This window comes from Zavarzinia sp. CC-PAN008 (assembly GCF_051903925.1).
Lineage (GTDB): Bacteria > Pseudomonadota > Alphaproteobacteria > Zavarziniales > Zavarziniaceae.
This window is the reverse complement of the sequence record NZ_CP173678.1, coordinates 1,523,105-1,538,554: the sequence shown is the minus strand read 5'-3', so window position 1 is coordinate 1,538,554 and position 15,450 is coordinate 1,523,105. Positions and strand designations below refer to the sequence as shown.

The window sequence follows — 15,450 nt, the reverse complement described above, 5'->3', positions numbered from 1 at the left end:
CGTTCGAGGCCCATGGGGTTTGGACTGTTCCCCAAGCCCGCGCCTGCCGTATCATGGGTGGAAATGGGGGAAACGCCACCCGCCGGAGAGCCGAACTTGACCATTCGCGTGGCCCTGAATCACAAGACCACCTATCGCTACGACCGTCTCGTCTCCCTTGGCCCCCAGGTTATCCGGCTGCGCCCGGCGCCGCATTGCCGGACCCCCATCGCCTCATACAGCCTGAAGATCACGCCCAGGCAGCACTTCCTGAACTGGCAGCAGGACCCGCAGTCGAACTGGCTGGCGCGCGCCGTCTTCCCCGAGAAGACCGACCTGTTCGAGGTGGAGGTCGACCTGATCGCCGACATGGCAGTGATCAACCCGTTCGACTTCTTTCTGGAGAAGGAGGCGGAGAGCTTTCCCTTCGCCTATGCGCCCGAGCTTGAGCGTGAACTGGCGCCGTACCTTGAGACGCTGCCCAGGACGCCGCAGATGGCGGCGCTGATCGCCGCGGTCGACCTGACCCCGCGCGCCACCGTCAACTTCCTGGTCGACCTGAACCGCATCGTGCAGGAGCGCGTCGACTACGTGATCCGGATGGAGCCCGGCGTGCAGACGCCGGAGCAGACGCTGGACATCGGCCGCGGCTCGTGCCGGGACAGCGCCTGGCTCCTGTTGCAGTTGGCCCGCCACCTGGGATTGGCCGCACGCTTCGTCTCCGGCTACCTGATCCAGCTCACCCCCGACATGAAGCCGATCGACGGTCCCCCGGGGCCGGAGAACGACTTCACCGATCTGCACGCCTGGACCGAGGTCTATCTTCCCGGCGCCGGCTGGGTCGGCCTGGACCCCACGTCGGGCCTCTTCGCGGGCGAGGGACACATCCCGCTGGCCGCGACGCCCGAGCCCAGCAGTGCCGCCCCCATCAGCGGCGCAGTGGACGAGGCCGAGGTCGAGTTCGGCTTCTCCATGACCGTGACGCGGGTCGAGGAGACGGTGCGCGTCCCCCGCCCCTATCGCGAGGAGGACTGGCAGCAGGTCCTGAAGCGCGGCCAGGAGGTCGAGGCCGAGTTGAAGGCCCGCGACGTCCGCCTGACCATGGGGGGAGAGCCCACCTTCGTCGCCACCTTTGATTTCGACGAGCCGGAATGGAACACGGCGGCCGTGGGCGGGGCCAAGCGGCGCCTGGCCGGGGACCTGCTCTGGCGGCTGAAGCGGCGTTTCGCGCCCGGCGGACTGCTGTTCTATGGCCAGGGCAAGTGGTACCCGGGCGAACAGCTGCCACGCTGGGCACTGGGCTGCCATTGGCGCACCGACGGCCATCCCATCTGGCGCGACGAGAGCCTGCTGGCCGACGAAAGCCGGACCTATGGCTTCCTGCCAGAGGATGCGGAGGCCTTTGCCGAGGCGCTCGCCACTCGCCTGTCGATTACGCCCAAGGCGGTCCTGGCTGCGTTCGAGGATCCCTGGTACCACATCTGGCGCGAGCAGCGCCTGCCGGTGAATGTCGATCCCCTGGACTCCAAGCTGGAGGATCCGCAGGAGCGCGCCCGCCTGGCCCAGAACTTCGAACGCGGCCTGGATGTGCCCACCGGCTTCGTCCTGCCCGTGCAGCGGATCATGACCCAGGCGGGGCCGTTGTGGCAGGCGGGCCCCTGGCCGCGCCGGCGGCGCCGGCTGTACCTGCATCCCGGCAATTCGCCCGTCGGCTATCGCCTGCCGCTGGACAGCCTGCCCCACGCAGCACCCAGCGACTATCCCTATCATTTCGAGACCGATCCGCTCGACCAGCGCAGCCCGCTGCCGCCGCAGATCCAGCCCCCGCCCCCGCGCCCACCGACGGCGGAGGAAGAGGAGCGCGCCCTGGCCGGGCAGGCGGTCGGGCCATCGGCCGGCTGGGTCATCCGGACGGCACTCTGCGTCGAGGAGCGGGAGGGGCGGCTCTATGTCTTCATGCCGCCGCAGGAGACGCTGGAGGCCTATCTGGAACTGGTCGCGGCGATCGAGGACACGGCGCGGACCCTGGGCCGCCCGGTGATTCTGGAGGGCTATTCCCCACCCGGCGACTACCGCCTGGCCAAGATCCTGGTGACCCCCGATCCCGGCGTGATCGAGGTGAACGTCCAGCCTTCGTCCTCCTGGACCGAACTGGTCGAGAACACGACCGCCCTCTATGAGGAGGCGCGCGCTGCCCGCCTGACCACCGAGAAGTTCCTGACCGACGGTCGCCATGTCGGCACCGGCGGCGGCAACCACGTCGTGGTCGGCGGCGCCACCCCCGCCGACAGCCCGTTCCTGCGCCGGCCGCACCTGCTGCGCAGCCTGCTCGCCTTCTGGCAGAACCACCCGTCGCTGTCCTACCTCTTCTCTGGCCTGTTCATCGGCCCGACCAGCCAGGCGCCCCGGGTGGACGAGGCCCGGCACGACACGCTCTACGAGCTGGAGATCGCCTTTGCCCAGGTGCCGGACCATGGCGACGTGCCGCCCTGGCTGGTCGACCGGCTGTTCCGGCACCTGCTGACCGACGTCACCGGCAACACCCACCGGTCGGAATTCTGCATCGACAAGCTGTTCTCGCCCGATTCCGCGACCGGGCGCCTGGGCCTGCTGGAACTGCGTGCGTTCGAGATGCCGCCGCACGAGCGCATGGCGCTGGTGCAGGCGCTGCTCGTCCGCTCGTGCATCGCGCGCTTCTGGGATGCGCCCTATCCGCCTCGCCTCGTGCGGTGGGGCACGGAACTGCACGACCGCTTCCTGCTGCCGCATCATGTGGCGGCCGATCTGGACGATGCCCTGCGCGACATGGCCGACGCCGGCTGGCCGCTGGAGCGCGCCTGGTTCGAGCCGCATCTGGAGTTCCGCTTTCCCCGAATCGGCACCGTGGTGCGCGACGGCGTCTCGCTCGAACTGCGCAATGCGCTCGAGCCCTGGCACGTCCTGGGGGAGGAGGGAATGGCCGGCGGGGGCACCGCGCGCTTCGTCGACAGTTCCCTCGAACGGATTCAGGTCCGGCTCAGCGGGGCCACGCCCGGACGCCATGCCCTGGCGGTGAACGGCCGGCGCGTGCCGCTGCACCCCACGGGTACGACGGGCGAGTTCGTTGCCGGCGTGCGCTTCCGCGCCTGGCAGCTCGCCTCGGCCCTTCACCCGACGATTCCGGTCCACGCACCCCTGGTCTTTGACATCGTCGACGAATGGTCGGGCCGCGCCATCGGCGGCGCCACCTATCATGTGGCCCATCCGGGGGGACGCAACTTCACCACCCTGCCCGTGAACGCGAACGAGGCGGAGGGCCGGCGCCTGGCCCGCTTCTGGGACCAGGGGCACAGTTCCGGGCAGCTTCGCCTGGCGCCGGAGACGCGGCGTGGCGACTTTCCCTTTACCCTGGACCTGCGCAGACCGGCCTGAGGTTCGGACCAGGCCGGCGGGCCGCCAGACGGAGCATCCTATGGTGCTGCGTCAACGCAACCGAAAGGGTCGTTGCGGCAGGATCGCCGCATGATGCGATTCCGGACGCGCGCGACCCGCCACCTCACCCTGGCCCTCGTCCTTGCCGCCCTGCTGGCGCCGCCCCTGCCGGCGCTGGCCAGTGCGAAGGGCGATGGCGGCTCCTTCGACATGACGACCGGGGTCCTGGCCTTTCCCTATCTCAGCGTCAGCGTGATCCGCGACGGCCGGCCGCGCGGCCTGCTGACCATCGGACTGGGCCTTGAGCTGGAGGCGGCGGAGGAAGCGCCACACATCCAGCATCTGACGCCCAAGCTCCAGGACGCCTACATGATGGCGGCGACCCGCTTCGCGCAGGAGCTGACCAACCTGCGGGCCCCGATCGATGTGGCCGCCCTGACCGCCACGCTGCAGACGGCGACCGACAAGCAGCTGGGGCCGGGCAAGGCCAAGGTCCTGATCACCTATGCCCAGATGATGCGGCGCTGAGGCCGCGGCGTCCCATCCCGAAACGAAAGCGGCGGCCAGGTCACCCTGGCCGCCGCCCGTCTTCAGGTCGTCCGATGGAGTGCGCGCTCAGCGCACCCCAAGCCGGCGGATCGAGTCGGGCGTGTAGCGCTCCGGCTGGATGTCCGCGGCAACCCAGTCGATCTGGTTCTCCTCGTTGCGCAGGTTGATCGCAACATAGCGGCTGGACTGGATGTCGTAGATGAACTCGGCCGCGTTGTAGCAGAACGGGATCTCGTACCAGTTCGTGATCGGGGCTTCCTGCATCCGCCACAGCTGGCCACGGGTGTCGTACAGGTCGACCCAGACCATGCGCCAGCTGTCCTCGTCCACATAGAACGTGCGGCGCTGGTAGACGTGGCGGGCACCTTCCTTCAGCTTGGCATCGACGACCCAGGCGCGGTGCAGCTCATAGCGCAGCGCTTCGGTCGAGGGATGGCCCGGCGTCAGGATCTGCTCGTACTTCAGCTTGTCGCTGGCGAAGTCATAGGCGTTATAGCCCATGTAGACCTCACGCTTGCCGACCAGCTCGAACGTGTAGCGGTCGGGCGAGCCGTTATAGACGTCGAACTGGTCGTTGGTGGCCAGGCCGTCGCCATTGGTCAGCGGGTTGTCATAGGCGATCTGCGGCGCGCGCAGCACGCGGCGGCTGCCCGGGTTGTAGATCCAGGCCTGGCGCTCGCCCTTGGCCGGGTCGAACGTGTCATAGACCAGGGTGACGTTGCCGGCCAGGCGCGCCGGCGCCGTGGTGACCGACAGGAAGGTCACGTTGCGGTTGTTGAGCTGGTCAAAGGTCTGGACGTCGCCGACCTCGCGCACGCCCGGGCCGCTATAGTGGATGATGCCTTCGTCGTTCTGGCGGATCACCTGGAACTGGCCACCGGAGGTGACCGAGGCAAAGGCGCCCTGGCGACGGTACTTGAAGTTGCGCGGGCTCAGGCGGTGGTTCCAGACCACTTCCAGGCCGGCCTGCGGGCCGGAGGGAATGGGGAACGGCACGCCGACCAGCGCGCCCTCGATGCCGGCGCCGTCATTGACCAGCGTGGCGCTCGTCGCGTTGGCCTTCGTGAACTCGTAGATCTTCTCGGACGCGGCGCAGGAGCGGCGGGTCTGGTAGACCTTGAGCTGGTAGGTGGGGAAGGTCTTCAGCATCGCGACCTGGCCCTCGGCCAGGTTCGCCTTGTACTGGTCGACGTTCTCGCCCGTGATCGTGAACTCGACCGCATCGCTGGCGAAGGGATTGCGATGATGCTCGCCGGGGACATAGCCCGCCGGCGGCTGGGTCATGCCGCCGTCCCAGGCGGGGATGGCGCCGCCATTGCCGGCCTTCTCGGCGCCCAGGGGCGTCAGGTCCTGGCCCAGGCGCGCAGCTTCCTGCTCGGTGACACCGGCGACGGCAACGCCGGCCACCAGGCCCGCGGCAACCACGCCAAAGACAAATGAACTGAGTTTGACCCTAGGCATCATTCCTCCGTGGATCGGCCGCAACATCCCATGGTCGAGCCGGCCCGCACATGGGCTGGTCAGGCGCAGGACGCAGGCGCGCCAGACGGGAACGGCATATCAGCCGTCACCCGCCGCCCAATCAGCCCAAACTGGGGGGTTGTTCGCCGTCGTCGTTGCGACGCGAAGCGAGGTGAACACTGACTGGAAATCAGTCAGAGATCAAGACTGCCCACGGGAAATCGAGGAGCCGACTCTGCAGCCCAGGGTCAACGCGGCTGCATTTCTAGGCTCCGCAAACGGAGTCAGGCTCCGCATTGGCGGCAAAATGAACCCCGGGCCGGCACGGAGGCCGACCCGGGGCGCAATACGCTACTGGGTCAATGCCTGCGGCTCGACCCCACGCTCGCCGAACACCAGCAGCTTGTCATTGGGGCCCTGCACCAGCTTGGACAGGCCCACGCGGTCCGGCCGGTTCGACGGCTTGAACGTCTTGCCACCGTCGCTGCTGGTCAGGACCGCCCCCTCAAGCCCGACCAGGACCACGGTGCCGTCCTTCAGCACGGTCCCGCTCATGATGGAGGCGGACTGCTCGTTGGGCACCTGGACCCAGGTATCGCCCTGGTCGGTCGTGCGCCAGATGTTGCCGCGCATGCCGAACAGCAGCACCGAGCCGTCCGGGAGGGCCAGGCCATTCCAGAACGAACCCGAATAGTCGGTCTGGATCGGCTGCCACGAGCGGCCGTTGTCCTTGGACCGGAACACCGTACCGAACTCGGCCGCCAGGAACACCAACCCGTCCTTGGCAGGGACGATCGCGTTCATGTGCAGCTCGTCCTCGGGGAAGCCGCCCATTTCGGCCCAGGTCTTGCCCCCGTCATTGGTGACCATGAACAGGCTGTAGGCGCCAACGGCAATGCCGTAGTTCTCGTCAAAGAAGTGGACGTCGAACAGCGGCTTTTCCAGGTCGGGATTGATGTAGATCCGCTCCCATACCGCCCCGCCATCGGACGTCTTCAGGATCGTCGCGTCGTGGCCGACGGCATAGCCCACCTTGTCATTGACGAATGTGACCGCCGTCAGCGTCGTGTCCGACGGCACCTTGGCCTGCTTCCAGGAGGTCGCGCCGAAATCGTCGGTATAGATGATGTGACCCCACTCCCCGACCGCGACCAGGCGCGTGGATGTGCCGGCAAACGTCGCATCCAGCAGGAGCGACTTGTCGATCAGGCGGGATTCGACCGAGTTGCTCACCGGGACGTCGGCCGAGGTGACCGGAGTCAGCGGCTGCGCGGCGGCCTGTTCGGGCGCGGGCGCATCGCCGGCAGGTGCGTCGGCGGGAGGGGCATCGGCGGGCGCCGCCTCGGCCTGGGCCTCGGGCGGAGTTGCGGGCGGTGCGGCCGCGGCGTCCGCAGGCGGGGCCTCGACCGGCGCGGTGGCCGCGGCCGGGGCCGGGTCAGCGGCGGGGGCCTCGGCGGCCGGTGCAGGCGCGGCGGGCGGGATCGGTGCCTCGGCCGTGGGGGCCGCGGCGGGCGGGGTTGCCGGGGCTGCCCCGGTCACGGCGGGGGCGGCTGCGGCGGGGTCGGCCGGTGCCGCCGGGGTCGTCGCCGTACCCAGCGTCTCGCCGACCGCCTGTTCGACGGCGGCGTCGGCCGCGGCGGGATCGGGAACCGCGGGGGCGACAGGGACCACGGAGGGTGCGGTCACTGCGGCGGGAGGGCCTCCGGCATTGCCGGTGCCTTCAGCCTGGGCGAGCGCCACGCTGGAGACGGCCAGCAGGAGCCCGGTGGCGATGGAGGCCTTGGCGGCCGCGGCAGCGCAATGGCGCACGATTGTGGCGGTCATGATTTCTGGCTGTGTCCACTCGTCAAACGAAGAGGCGGCCGGGCTGTGACGCCCGGCCGCCCCAGTTGGGCCGGCTAGATTACCGGACGCCCAGGCGACGGATCGAGTCCGGCGTGTAACGCTCGGGCTGGATGTCTGCCGCGGTCCAGTCGATCGACTTCTCCTCGTTGCGGAGGGAGACGGCGATGTAACGGCCGGACTGCACGTCGTAGTAGAACTCAGATGCGTTGTAGCAGAAGGGGATGTCGTACCAGTTGGTGATCATCGACTCCTGCAGGCGCCACAGCTCGCCACGCGTGTCGTACAGGTCGACCCACGTCAGACGCCAGCTGTCCTCGTCCGAGTACATCGTCCGGCGCGAGTAGACGTGACGGGCGCCTTCCTTCAGCGTCGCCTCGACAACCCAGTGCCGGTGCAGCTCGTAGCGGAGCTTGTCCTGGTTGGGATGGCCCGGCGTCAGCATCTGGGCATAGGTGTTGGTGTTCGACGCGAAGTCAAAGGCGTTGTAGCCGATGTAGATCTCGCGCTTTCCATCCGGGCCGCCGGCCAGCTTGAAGCTGTAGCGGTCGGGATTGCCGTTCATCATGTCGAACTGGTCGGACGTGCCGAGGCCGTCGCCGTTCGTCAGCGGATTGTCATAGGCAATCTGCGGCGCGCGCAGCACGCGGCGGGTACCCGGGTTGTAGATCCAGGCCTGCCGCTCGCCCTTGGCCGGGTCAATCGTGTCATAGACGAGCACGATGTTGCCGGCCAGTCGGGCGGGCTGCGTCGTGACGTTGAGGTACGTCACGAAGCGGTTGTTGATGCCGTTGATGTCGGTCGCATCGCCCACTTCCACCATGCCGGGGCCGGAATAGTGGATGATGCCTTCGTCGGTGGAACGGATGACCTGGTAGTCACCACCCGTCGTCACCGAGGCAAAGGCCTGCCAGCGCCGGAACTTGAAGTTGCGCGGGCTGAAACGATGGTTCCAGTAGACCTTGATGCCGGCGTCGGGGTCCTGCGGCGACAGGACCGGGAACGGCGTGCCGACCAGGGCCCCGTCAATGCCGTTGCCGCCCGAGATGAGCGTGCTGCTGACGGCATTGCGCTTGGTCCACTCGTAGATCTTCTCGGACGCGGAGCAGGTGCGCCGCGTCTGATAGACCTTCATCTGGTAGGTCGGATACGTCTTCAGCATGGTCATCTGACCGACGGTCAGATTGTCCTTATACTGATCCGCATTCTGACCGTTGATCGTAAACTTGACCTGGTCGTCAGGGAACGGGTTCCGGTGATGCTCGCCGGGAACGAAACCCGGCGGGGGTGCCGTGATGCCGCCATCCCAGTCAGGGATGTCACCACCGTTACCGGCGCGCTGGGCGCCCAGCGGGGTGAGATCCTTGCCCAGGCGGTCTGCCTCCTCCTGGGAGACGCCGGCGAGCGCGAGGCTCGCCGTCAGTCCAGCTCCCACGACGCAGCCCAATAGGGCCAGTGCTCTCTTCATACCTACTTCCCTCCCTAGTCCATTTGTCGTGGAGCCACCCCAGGCTCAGACCCCGAGAATGCTAGAAAGCATAGGACACGGTCAAGCCGACGAAGTCCTTGTCGGCCGAGTTATTGTGATATCCCGCACCCCAGCTCTTCGCAAAGTTCAGCGTCGCGGACAGGTTGACCAGGTAGTCAGCCTTCAGCGACAGGTTCACCGACTTCACGCCTTCGAAGAAGCCACCCGAGATCGGCGTGATGCCCGACACGGCGTGCGTGAAGGCCAGGCCCGGCGTCAGGTTGATCGAGGTACCGAACGCGCTCGGGTAGGCCAGGTTGGTGATCAGGGTGTAGCCGAAGGACCAGTTGGTCGCGCGCTGCGACTCCAGGTACCCGGCCGTGCCCGCCTGACCCGCGCTGTTCGCAATGCCGGCGACCAGCTTCTGCGACTCGCTCATGTCGGCATAGATCGCCGCACCTTCGATGATCACCGACCACGATTCCGCGTTCAGCATCGAGGGGATGAAGCTCGACTGCTGGAAGATGCGGAAGGCGCGGAGGTTGAAGTTCATCGCGTCGACATACATGTCGTTATAGAACGTGTACCCCGCGCACTCGGTCCCCGTCGCGCCCGGCTGGTAGGCGGCGATCGCGCAGCTCGGCACATAGCCCGCGATCGGGCCGGCGCCAGCGGAGCCCACGGGACGACCCAGCGAGTCGACCGCGACACCCGGGCCGTTGAACGATGCGCTGCTTTGGTCAGGCAGGGTCCAGGTCGGCAGGTACGGCGCGCCGCCGGCCAGGGCCGAGGTGCCAACCGCGTTCAGCAGGTCGAAGAAGTTCGACGTGTTGTCCTGGATGATGTGGGCGTTTTCCTTGTACGACCACTCACCGTTGAACGCCCAGCCGATCTCGTCGATGGCGGTGTTGAAGCTGATGCCATACATCCGGACGTCTTCCGGATAGTAGACGAAGGTCGTCGAATTGCCCTGGTTGGCAATCGCGTTCGCCCCGGCGTTCGCACCGGCGGCCGGGCCGATCGGCAGGTACTTGTCGGCACCCGGAGCGGCATAGCCGTAGGACAGGAAGCGGCTCTGGTAGTCGACGAAGTAGAAGCCGAACTCAGTGTTGTTCAGCTCTTCCGCGAAGTAGCGCATGGCAAAGCCGTAGTCGCCGCGGTTCTGGTCGCGACGGGTCGGCGCCTGGCTGACATAGGGGAAGGCGGCGCAGGTGCCGGCGTTGATCACGCCACCACCGCGAACGAGGCCCGGAATACCGGTGCCGCAGCGGGTTTCGTCGAAGCTGGCGCCCTGCAGCCCTTCGGACCCGTTGGTCAGCTGCTCGGCGCCGGCGAAGAACGTGCCGCCCGGCTCAAGCCGCAGGCCCTGGAAGTCCCACGAGTAGAAGCCTTCGAACGACAGGCCGGGCATCGGCTCGATCGAGGCCCAGACCATCTTGATCGGGATCAGACCGTCGCGGATCTCGGCGCCCGGCGTCCTGAACTTCTGCAGGTCGAGCGGGTTGATGATCGAGATGGCGTTCTGGGTGACCAGCGCCTCGCCCCAGTTCAGGATCTGGTTGCCGACGCGGATGTTGGTCGGCATCGAACCCAGGTCGAAGCTGGCCAGGGCGTAGTAGTCCTGGGCTTCGAGGCCATAGCGGGCGCGGTCCTGCTGCTGCGGGTCCAGGCGGCCGGTCTGGAGCCGGTCGCGCTGCGCCGCTTCTTCGCCGCCGATCCAGCCATTGCCGTTGGAGTCGAGGTTGTTGACGTCGAACACCCAGTCATAGAACGCACGGCCACGGACGTAGACGCCGAACTTCTGGTTGTCGCCCGGCGACCAGATCGCGCTGACCTCGCCCGTCGCGGTGATCGGGTTCGAGATGATGCTGCCCTGGTCGAAGTTCAGGTTGCCGTTGTCCTCGGAGCAGGTGATGCCCCAGGCCGCAGAAATGTTCCCGTTGCCCTGGATCGACCCAGGGTTCCGGTTGAAGCCGCACACGAAGCGCTCATCGCGGGGCGATGTGCGCACCTGGAGTGCAGCCGAGACATTTGCCTGCGTGCTGATCACGACATCTCCGAATGTCCATTCCATCGCCTGGGCGGGCGGTGCCTGGACCAGAGCCCCAGCGGCCAGGCCCAGGCCCAACACCGCCCCCCCGAGTCGGAATCCGACCCTGCTTTCGTTGTCTTGCTTCACTTCACCCCTCCTGGAGGTCGGGTAGCCAACCCGACTGATCCTTTTCGCATTGCAGCACTGAACATGCCGCATGCCTGACTGAACTCCGCACGTTCACATGAACAGTGTCAAGCCAAGCCCCCTGGGAAGCCCATGATCCCCTTGCAAGTATTGCAATTGGGTCACGGCGGCCCCCTTGAGCGCCAAAACCTCGTCGCGAAACCCTGCGCCGAACCCAGACCGCAGGCCGTTCTGCGCGGCGCATGCGGGTTCGTTCGGCGCCAGTGGCCGCCAAGTCACAGTGCTGAGCGATAGGTGACAGGCATCGTCCGTTTGCGTGCCCGTCGTCCCTCCGGTCCTGCCTCGCACCCCGTTCCAGCCTGCTTTGGACTGGATGTTCTTGTGGTCGCCCGGCCCTTTGCGGACCTGAACGCCGTGCGACCAATTTCGATCAGACTGTGACGCCTTGTCAAACGCCGTTAGAAGGCATTCCACATTTTTTGAACGACAGGTCGGCCTTTGCGACCGTGGAGCCACACTCCGCAGGCCGGTCGCGCTGGCGGAACCGCAGCCGCCGCGCAGGACGGAGCCGGCCGGCCGCAGCGGGCCGGCTCCGTCCGCCCCCTCAGGTGTTGAGGTGGTGGAGCTTGAGGCCGGGGCGCGGCCAGTCCATGGCCACCAGGCGCCCGGTGCCCGAGAGGGTGATGAAGGCGGTCTTCAGGTCGGGCCCGCCGAAGCAGATGTTCGTGGTCAGCGGATCGGGGAACGGGATGTGCTCGACCGAGGTCCCATCGGGCGAGATCACGGTGATTCCCCCGTTGAGCAGGGTCGCCACGCAGACATTGCCCGCACTGTCGACGGCCAGGCTGTCGAGCAGGTTGAGCCCGCCCAGTCCCACCAGGAGCTGGCCCGGATGGCCCAGCAGGCCGGCGCCGGGCTTCAGCTTGCCTGGCGATTCGATGTCGAAGAACCAGACGCGGCCGGTCCAGGTCTCGGCGACATAGACGCGGGCGCCATCCGGCGAGAGGCCGATGCCGTTGGGGGCCCCGCGCATGGCGGGCACGATCTCGGTGATCTGGCTGCCATCGGCCTTGGCATAGAAGAAGCCGGTGACGTCCGCCTCGCGGTCGCGGCCCTTGCCGTGGTCGGTGAACCAGAAGCCGCCATAACCGTCGAAGACGAGGTCGTTCGGCCCCTTCAACGGCACGCCATCGCACGAATCATAGAGCGTCTCGACCGCACCGGTGGCGAGGTCGACGGTCTGGATGCGGCCGCCGATATAGTCGGCCGGCTGGTGGCCCGGCATCAGGATGCCGCCGGCATCGTGCCATTCGAAGCCGCCATTGTTACAGATATAGACCTTGTTCCCCGGGCCCAGCGCGGCCCCGTTGGGGCCGCCACCGACATGGGCGATGACCTCCTTGGTGCCGTCCGCCTTGACCCGCGTCAGGTTGCCCTTCTGGATCTCGACCAGGATCACGCTGCCATCGGGCATGGCGATCGGCCCTTCGGGAAACCCCAGGCCCGATGTGATTTCGCGGAATGCGGTCATCCTGTCCCCTCCGTCCCTTGTGAAGCGTCCCGCGGTTGCTCCGCGGGATCGTCGGCGCGGCCTGCGCCGCGGCGGCCGCGAGAGTGGCAGAAGCGCCGCAGGCGCGGCAATGACCGTTGCCCGGACGTGGCGTCAGAAGCCGCCGACATCGATGCGGACGAGGCGCCCCGCCTCGAATAGCAGGGTGCGGGAGAGGCGTCCGTTGCGGGCCGCGTAGTCCCAGCGCTCGCCCTGCACGACGACGGCGCTTCCGGCGGCCACCCCGCCACCACGTCCCGGTTCGAGCGCCACGAAGCGCTGGACGCTGAACGGGCTGATGCCGTCCGGCGGACCGCACAGGCGGCGCACCTCGAAATCGGGCATGCCGAGGTCGACGATCCGCTCGGCGCAGCGGATGGGCGGGTCGGCGCGGAGGGGCGGGGCGCCGGCCAGGCCCGCCGAGACGGCAGCCAGTGCTGCGGCCACCCACCCCCAAGTCCGGCATTGCGTGCTAGGCTTTGGCATGGCCGTGTCCCTTGCTGATGTGCCGTCCGTTCCGGAGGATGCGCCCCCCGCCCGGGCGCCGCTGCCGATCGGCGCCATCCTGCTGCAGGCGCAGGCGATCGGCGAGGACGACCTGCGCCGTGCGCTGAGCGTGCAGCGCGCCCAGGGCGGGCGCCTGGGCACGATCCTGATCCGCCTGGGCGCGCTTGGCGAGGATGCCCTGCTGGAGGCGCTGTCCCGCCAGCTGGGCCTGGACGTGCTGCCGCCCGAGGCCCTGCCGGCGGATGCGGAGCCGTTCCTGGCCGCGCTGCGCCGTGCGGGCTACGAGCCCGAATGGTGGCTGGACCAGCACGTGCTGGCCTGGGACGACGGGCTGGACGGGCGCGTCAACGTGATCGCCCGCGACCCCCTGGCGCCCAGCCTGCAGGAATCGCTGGAGGCGGCGTTTCCCGAGCATCCCTTGCGCTGGTGGCTGATCGCCAGCCCCGACCTGGACCGCGCCCTGGAACTGGTCGACCAGGGCCTGCGCCACGGCACAGCCACGGACGAACTGTCCCACCTGATCGAGCTGGCGGAGGAAGCGCCGGTGGTCGAGCTGGTCGCCAGCACCCTGGCCCAGGCCTTTGCCGAGCGGGCGTCGGACGTGCATTTCGAACCGGCGGAACAGCATTTCCAGGTCCGCTTCCGCATCGATGGCGTGCTGCAGACGCGCGTGCGCCTGCCACGCAGCCGCTATGACGCCGTTGCCTCGCGCATCAAGCTGATCTCCGGCATGGACATCGCCGAGCGCCGCCTGCCCCAGGACGGTCGCCTGTCGCAGCGGATCAGCGGCCAGGTGGTCGACATCCGCGCCTCTGCCCTGCCCGGCACCTGGGGCGAATCGCTGGTCCTGCGCCTGCTGCCGAAGGAGCGCCAGCAGTACCGGCTGGATCGGCTGGGCATGGCGCCCGACCATCTGGCAACGGTCGAGACGCTGATCCGCCAGCCGCACGGCATCGTGCTGGTGACCGGGCCCACGGGCTCTGGCAAATCGACGACGCTCTATGCCGCGATCGAGGCGATCAATGACGGCCGGGCCAAGATCATCACGGTCGAGGACCCGGTCGAATACGACATCGCGGGGGTCAACCAGGTCCAGGTCCATGCCGAGATCGGCTATGATTTCGCCCGCGCCCTGCGGTCAATCCTGCGCCAGGACCCCGACATCCTGATGATCGGCGAGATCCGCGACCGCGAGACGGCCGAGATTGCGGTCCAGGCGTCGCTGACCGGTCACCTGGTGTTCTCGACCCTGCACACCAACGACGTCTTTTCTGCCTTCGTCCGCCTGACCGACATCGGCGTGGAGCCATTCCTGGTTTCCGCCAGCGTCAGCGGCGTGGTGGCGCAGCGCCTGGTCCGCCTGCTGTGCGCGGACTGCGCGGTCCCGGACGACGACGTGCCGGCCGCGATCGAGGCAGAGGCGGCATCCCTGCTGCCGCCGGGGGCGCCGCCACCTGCCTGGCGCCGCGCGGTGGGGTGCAAGGCCTGCCAGGGCATCGGCCATCGCGGCCGGATCGGCCTGTACGAGGTGCTGGCCGTCGATACCGCCCTGCGCGACCTGGTGGCGCGCGGCGCGCCCACCTCGGAATTGCGCCACGCCGGCCAGGCGCGTGGCTTCCGGTCGCTGCGCGCCGATGGCCTGCTGAAGGCGCGCGCCGGCCTGACATCGCTGGACGAGGTGCTGCGCGTGACGGGCCTTGGCACGCCGGATCCGCTGTGACGGCCGCGCGGCCCGGCTTCACCCTGCTGGAAACGCTGGTCGTGCTGGTCATCCTGGGCCTGCTGACGACGATGCTGATGCAGGGCTTTGCCCAGGCGATGGACCTGCGCCTGCGCCTGGGCACCTACATGGACGGGACGGGGCAGGCGACGCTCTCGGCCGCCATGGTGCGGGGCACGCTGCAAGGCCTGGTCGCGACGGCGATCCCGGACGACGGGTCGGCGGAGGGCCGGGATGCGGCGGATGCCGGCGCCTTCACCGGTTCGGCGCGCCTGCTGCGCGGGCAGTCGCTGGCGGCGCTGGACGGGGAGATCGGCACCCCCAGCCCCATTGCCTGGACGCTGCAACGGGAAGACGGACGCACCGTGCTGACCTATCGCGGGCGTACTGGCACGGTCCAGCGCATCCGCGCCTGGGCCGGCGACGGCGGCGGCTTCCGCTTCCGCGACGGGGCGGGACGCTGGCACGATATCTGGCCGCCGCCGCCGGTCCGGCCGCCGGCCCGGGGCGCGCCCGGGGGCGAGGCCGCCGCCCAGCAGCAGCAGCAGCCGGAGGCTGCCCTGCCCAGCCTGATCCGCCTGGACGGCGGCGCGGGCGACGCGCGCTGGACGATCCTGGCGGCCCCGCGCCGCACCGCACCGGTCGAGGGTGCCGCCCCCGGCGGCGACGCCGAGGCCCCGCCGCCCGGCAGCATCACCAACTGAGATGAGGCGTCCCCCGACATTGCGGCACGAGGCCCGATCCTCTAGAAGCGATCCCTGGGCACAGGCAGCAGCGTGGGAAGC

At 68.4% G+C, this 15,450-nt stretch carries 10 protein-coding genes; 4 read left to right on the top strand and 6 right to left on the bottom strand.

Annotated features, from left to right (window positions below):
- Positions 1-96 precede the first annotated feature (96 nt).
- Together ACI6GS_RS07255 and ACI6GS_RS07250 are read left to right on the top strand one after the other, a co-directional pair.
- Positions 97-3,390 (top strand): DUF2126 domain-containing protein, encoded by a 3,294-nt coding sequence (locus tag ACI6GS_RS07255; RefSeq protein ID WP_439817117.1) that lies wholly within the window; start codon positions 97-99, stop codon positions 3,388-3,390.
- A 90-nt stretch (positions 3,391-3,480) separates the two neighbouring features.
- Complete coding sequence (locus tag ACI6GS_RS07250; protein WP_439817116.1) at positions 3,481-3,918, top strand: hypothetical protein; 438 nt, start codon at positions 3,481-3,483, stop codon at positions 3,916-3,918.
- An 87-nt stretch (positions 3,919-4,005) separates the two neighbouring features.
- On the opposite strand, the gene ACI6GS_RS07245 is transcribed toward ACI6GS_RS07250, so the two are convergent.
- The 6 genes from ACI6GS_RS07245 to ACI6GS_RS07220 all read right to left on the bottom strand — a co-directional run bounded on the left by ACI6GS_RS07245 (position 4,006) and on the right by ACI6GS_RS07220 (position 12,885).
- Entirely contained in the window at positions 4,006-5,400 is a 1,395-nt protein-coding gene (locus ACI6GS_RS07245) for a DUF1329 domain-containing protein (RefSeq protein WP_439817115.1), read from the bottom strand.
- 351 nt (positions 5,401-5,751) lie between these two features.
- Positions 5,752-7,224 carry a WD40/YVTN/BNR-like repeat-containing protein gene (locus tag ACI6GS_RS07240; protein WP_439817114.1) on the bottom strand — a complete coding sequence of 491 codons (1,473 nt, stop codon included), beginning with the start codon at positions 7,222-7,224 and terminating at the stop codon, positions 5,752-5,754.
- A gap of 79 nt (positions 7,225-7,303) precedes the next feature.
- Positions 7,304-8,710, bottom strand: coding sequence for a DUF1329 domain-containing protein (locus tag ACI6GS_RS07235; RefSeq protein WP_439817113.1), 1,407 nt, complete (start codon positions 8,708-8,710; stop codon positions 7,304-7,306).
- A 61-nt stretch (positions 8,711-8,771) separates the two neighbouring features.
- Entirely contained in the window at positions 8,772-10,838 is a 2,067-nt protein-coding gene (locus tag ACI6GS_RS07230; protein WP_439817112.1) for a DUF1302 domain-containing protein, read from the bottom strand.
- Positions 10,839-11,493: 655 nt separating this feature from the next.
- Entirely contained in the window at positions 11,494-12,420 is a 927-nt protein-coding gene (locus tag ACI6GS_RS07225) for an SMP-30/gluconolactonase/LRE family protein (RefSeq protein WP_439817111.1), read from the bottom strand.
- 132 nt (positions 12,421-12,552) lie between these two features.
- On the bottom strand, positions 12,553-12,885 hold the full coding sequence (locus ACI6GS_RS07220; protein WP_439817110.1) for a DUF2845 domain-containing protein: 333 nt from the start codon (positions 12,883-12,885) through the stop codon (positions 12,553-12,555).
- 37 nt (positions 12,886-12,922) lie between these two features.
- Here ACI6GS_RS07220 and ACI6GS_RS07215 point away from each other — a divergent pair, with 37 nt between their 5' ends.
- Entirely contained in the window at positions 12,923-14,665 is a 1,743-nt protein-coding gene (locus ACI6GS_RS07215; RefSeq protein WP_439817109.1) for a GspE/PulE family protein, read from the top strand.
- Positions 14,662-15,369, top strand: a complete 708-nt coding sequence (locus ACI6GS_RS07210; protein WP_439817108.1) for a prepilin-type N-terminal cleavage/methylation domain-containing protein — start codon at positions 14,662-14,664, stop codon at positions 15,367-15,369. Before ACI6GS_RS07215 ends, ACI6GS_RS07210 begins: the two co-directional genes overlap by 4 nt.
- Positions 15,370-15,450 lie beyond the last annotated feature (81 nt).

Bases quoted from the DNA above. Each gene is read 5' to 3' on its own strand.
- ACI6GS_RS07250 (WP_439817116.1), top strand. From the start codon at position 3,481: ATGATGCGATTCCGGACGCGCGCGACCCGCCACCTCACCCTGGCCCTC.
- ACI6GS_RS07215 (WP_439817109.1), top strand. From the start codon at position 12,923: ATGGCCGTGTCCCTTGCTGATGTGCCGTCCGTTCCGGAGGATGCGCCC.
- ACI6GS_RS07245 (WP_439817115.1), bottom strand. From the start codon at position 5,400: ATGCCTAGGGTCAAACTCAGTTCATTTGTCTTTGGCGTGGTTGCCGCG.
- ACI6GS_RS07235 (WP_439817113.1), bottom strand. From the start codon at position 8,710: ATGAAGAGAGCACTGGCCCTATTGGGCTGCGTCGTGGGAGCTGGACTG.
- ACI6GS_RS07240 (WP_439817114.1), bottom strand. From the start codon at position 7,224: ATGACCGCCACAATCGTGCGCCATTGCGCTGCCGCGGCCGCCAAGGCC.
- ACI6GS_RS07225 (WP_439817111.1), bottom strand. From the start codon at position 12,420: ATGACCGCATTCCGCGAAATCACATCGGGCCTGGGGTTTCCCGAAGGG.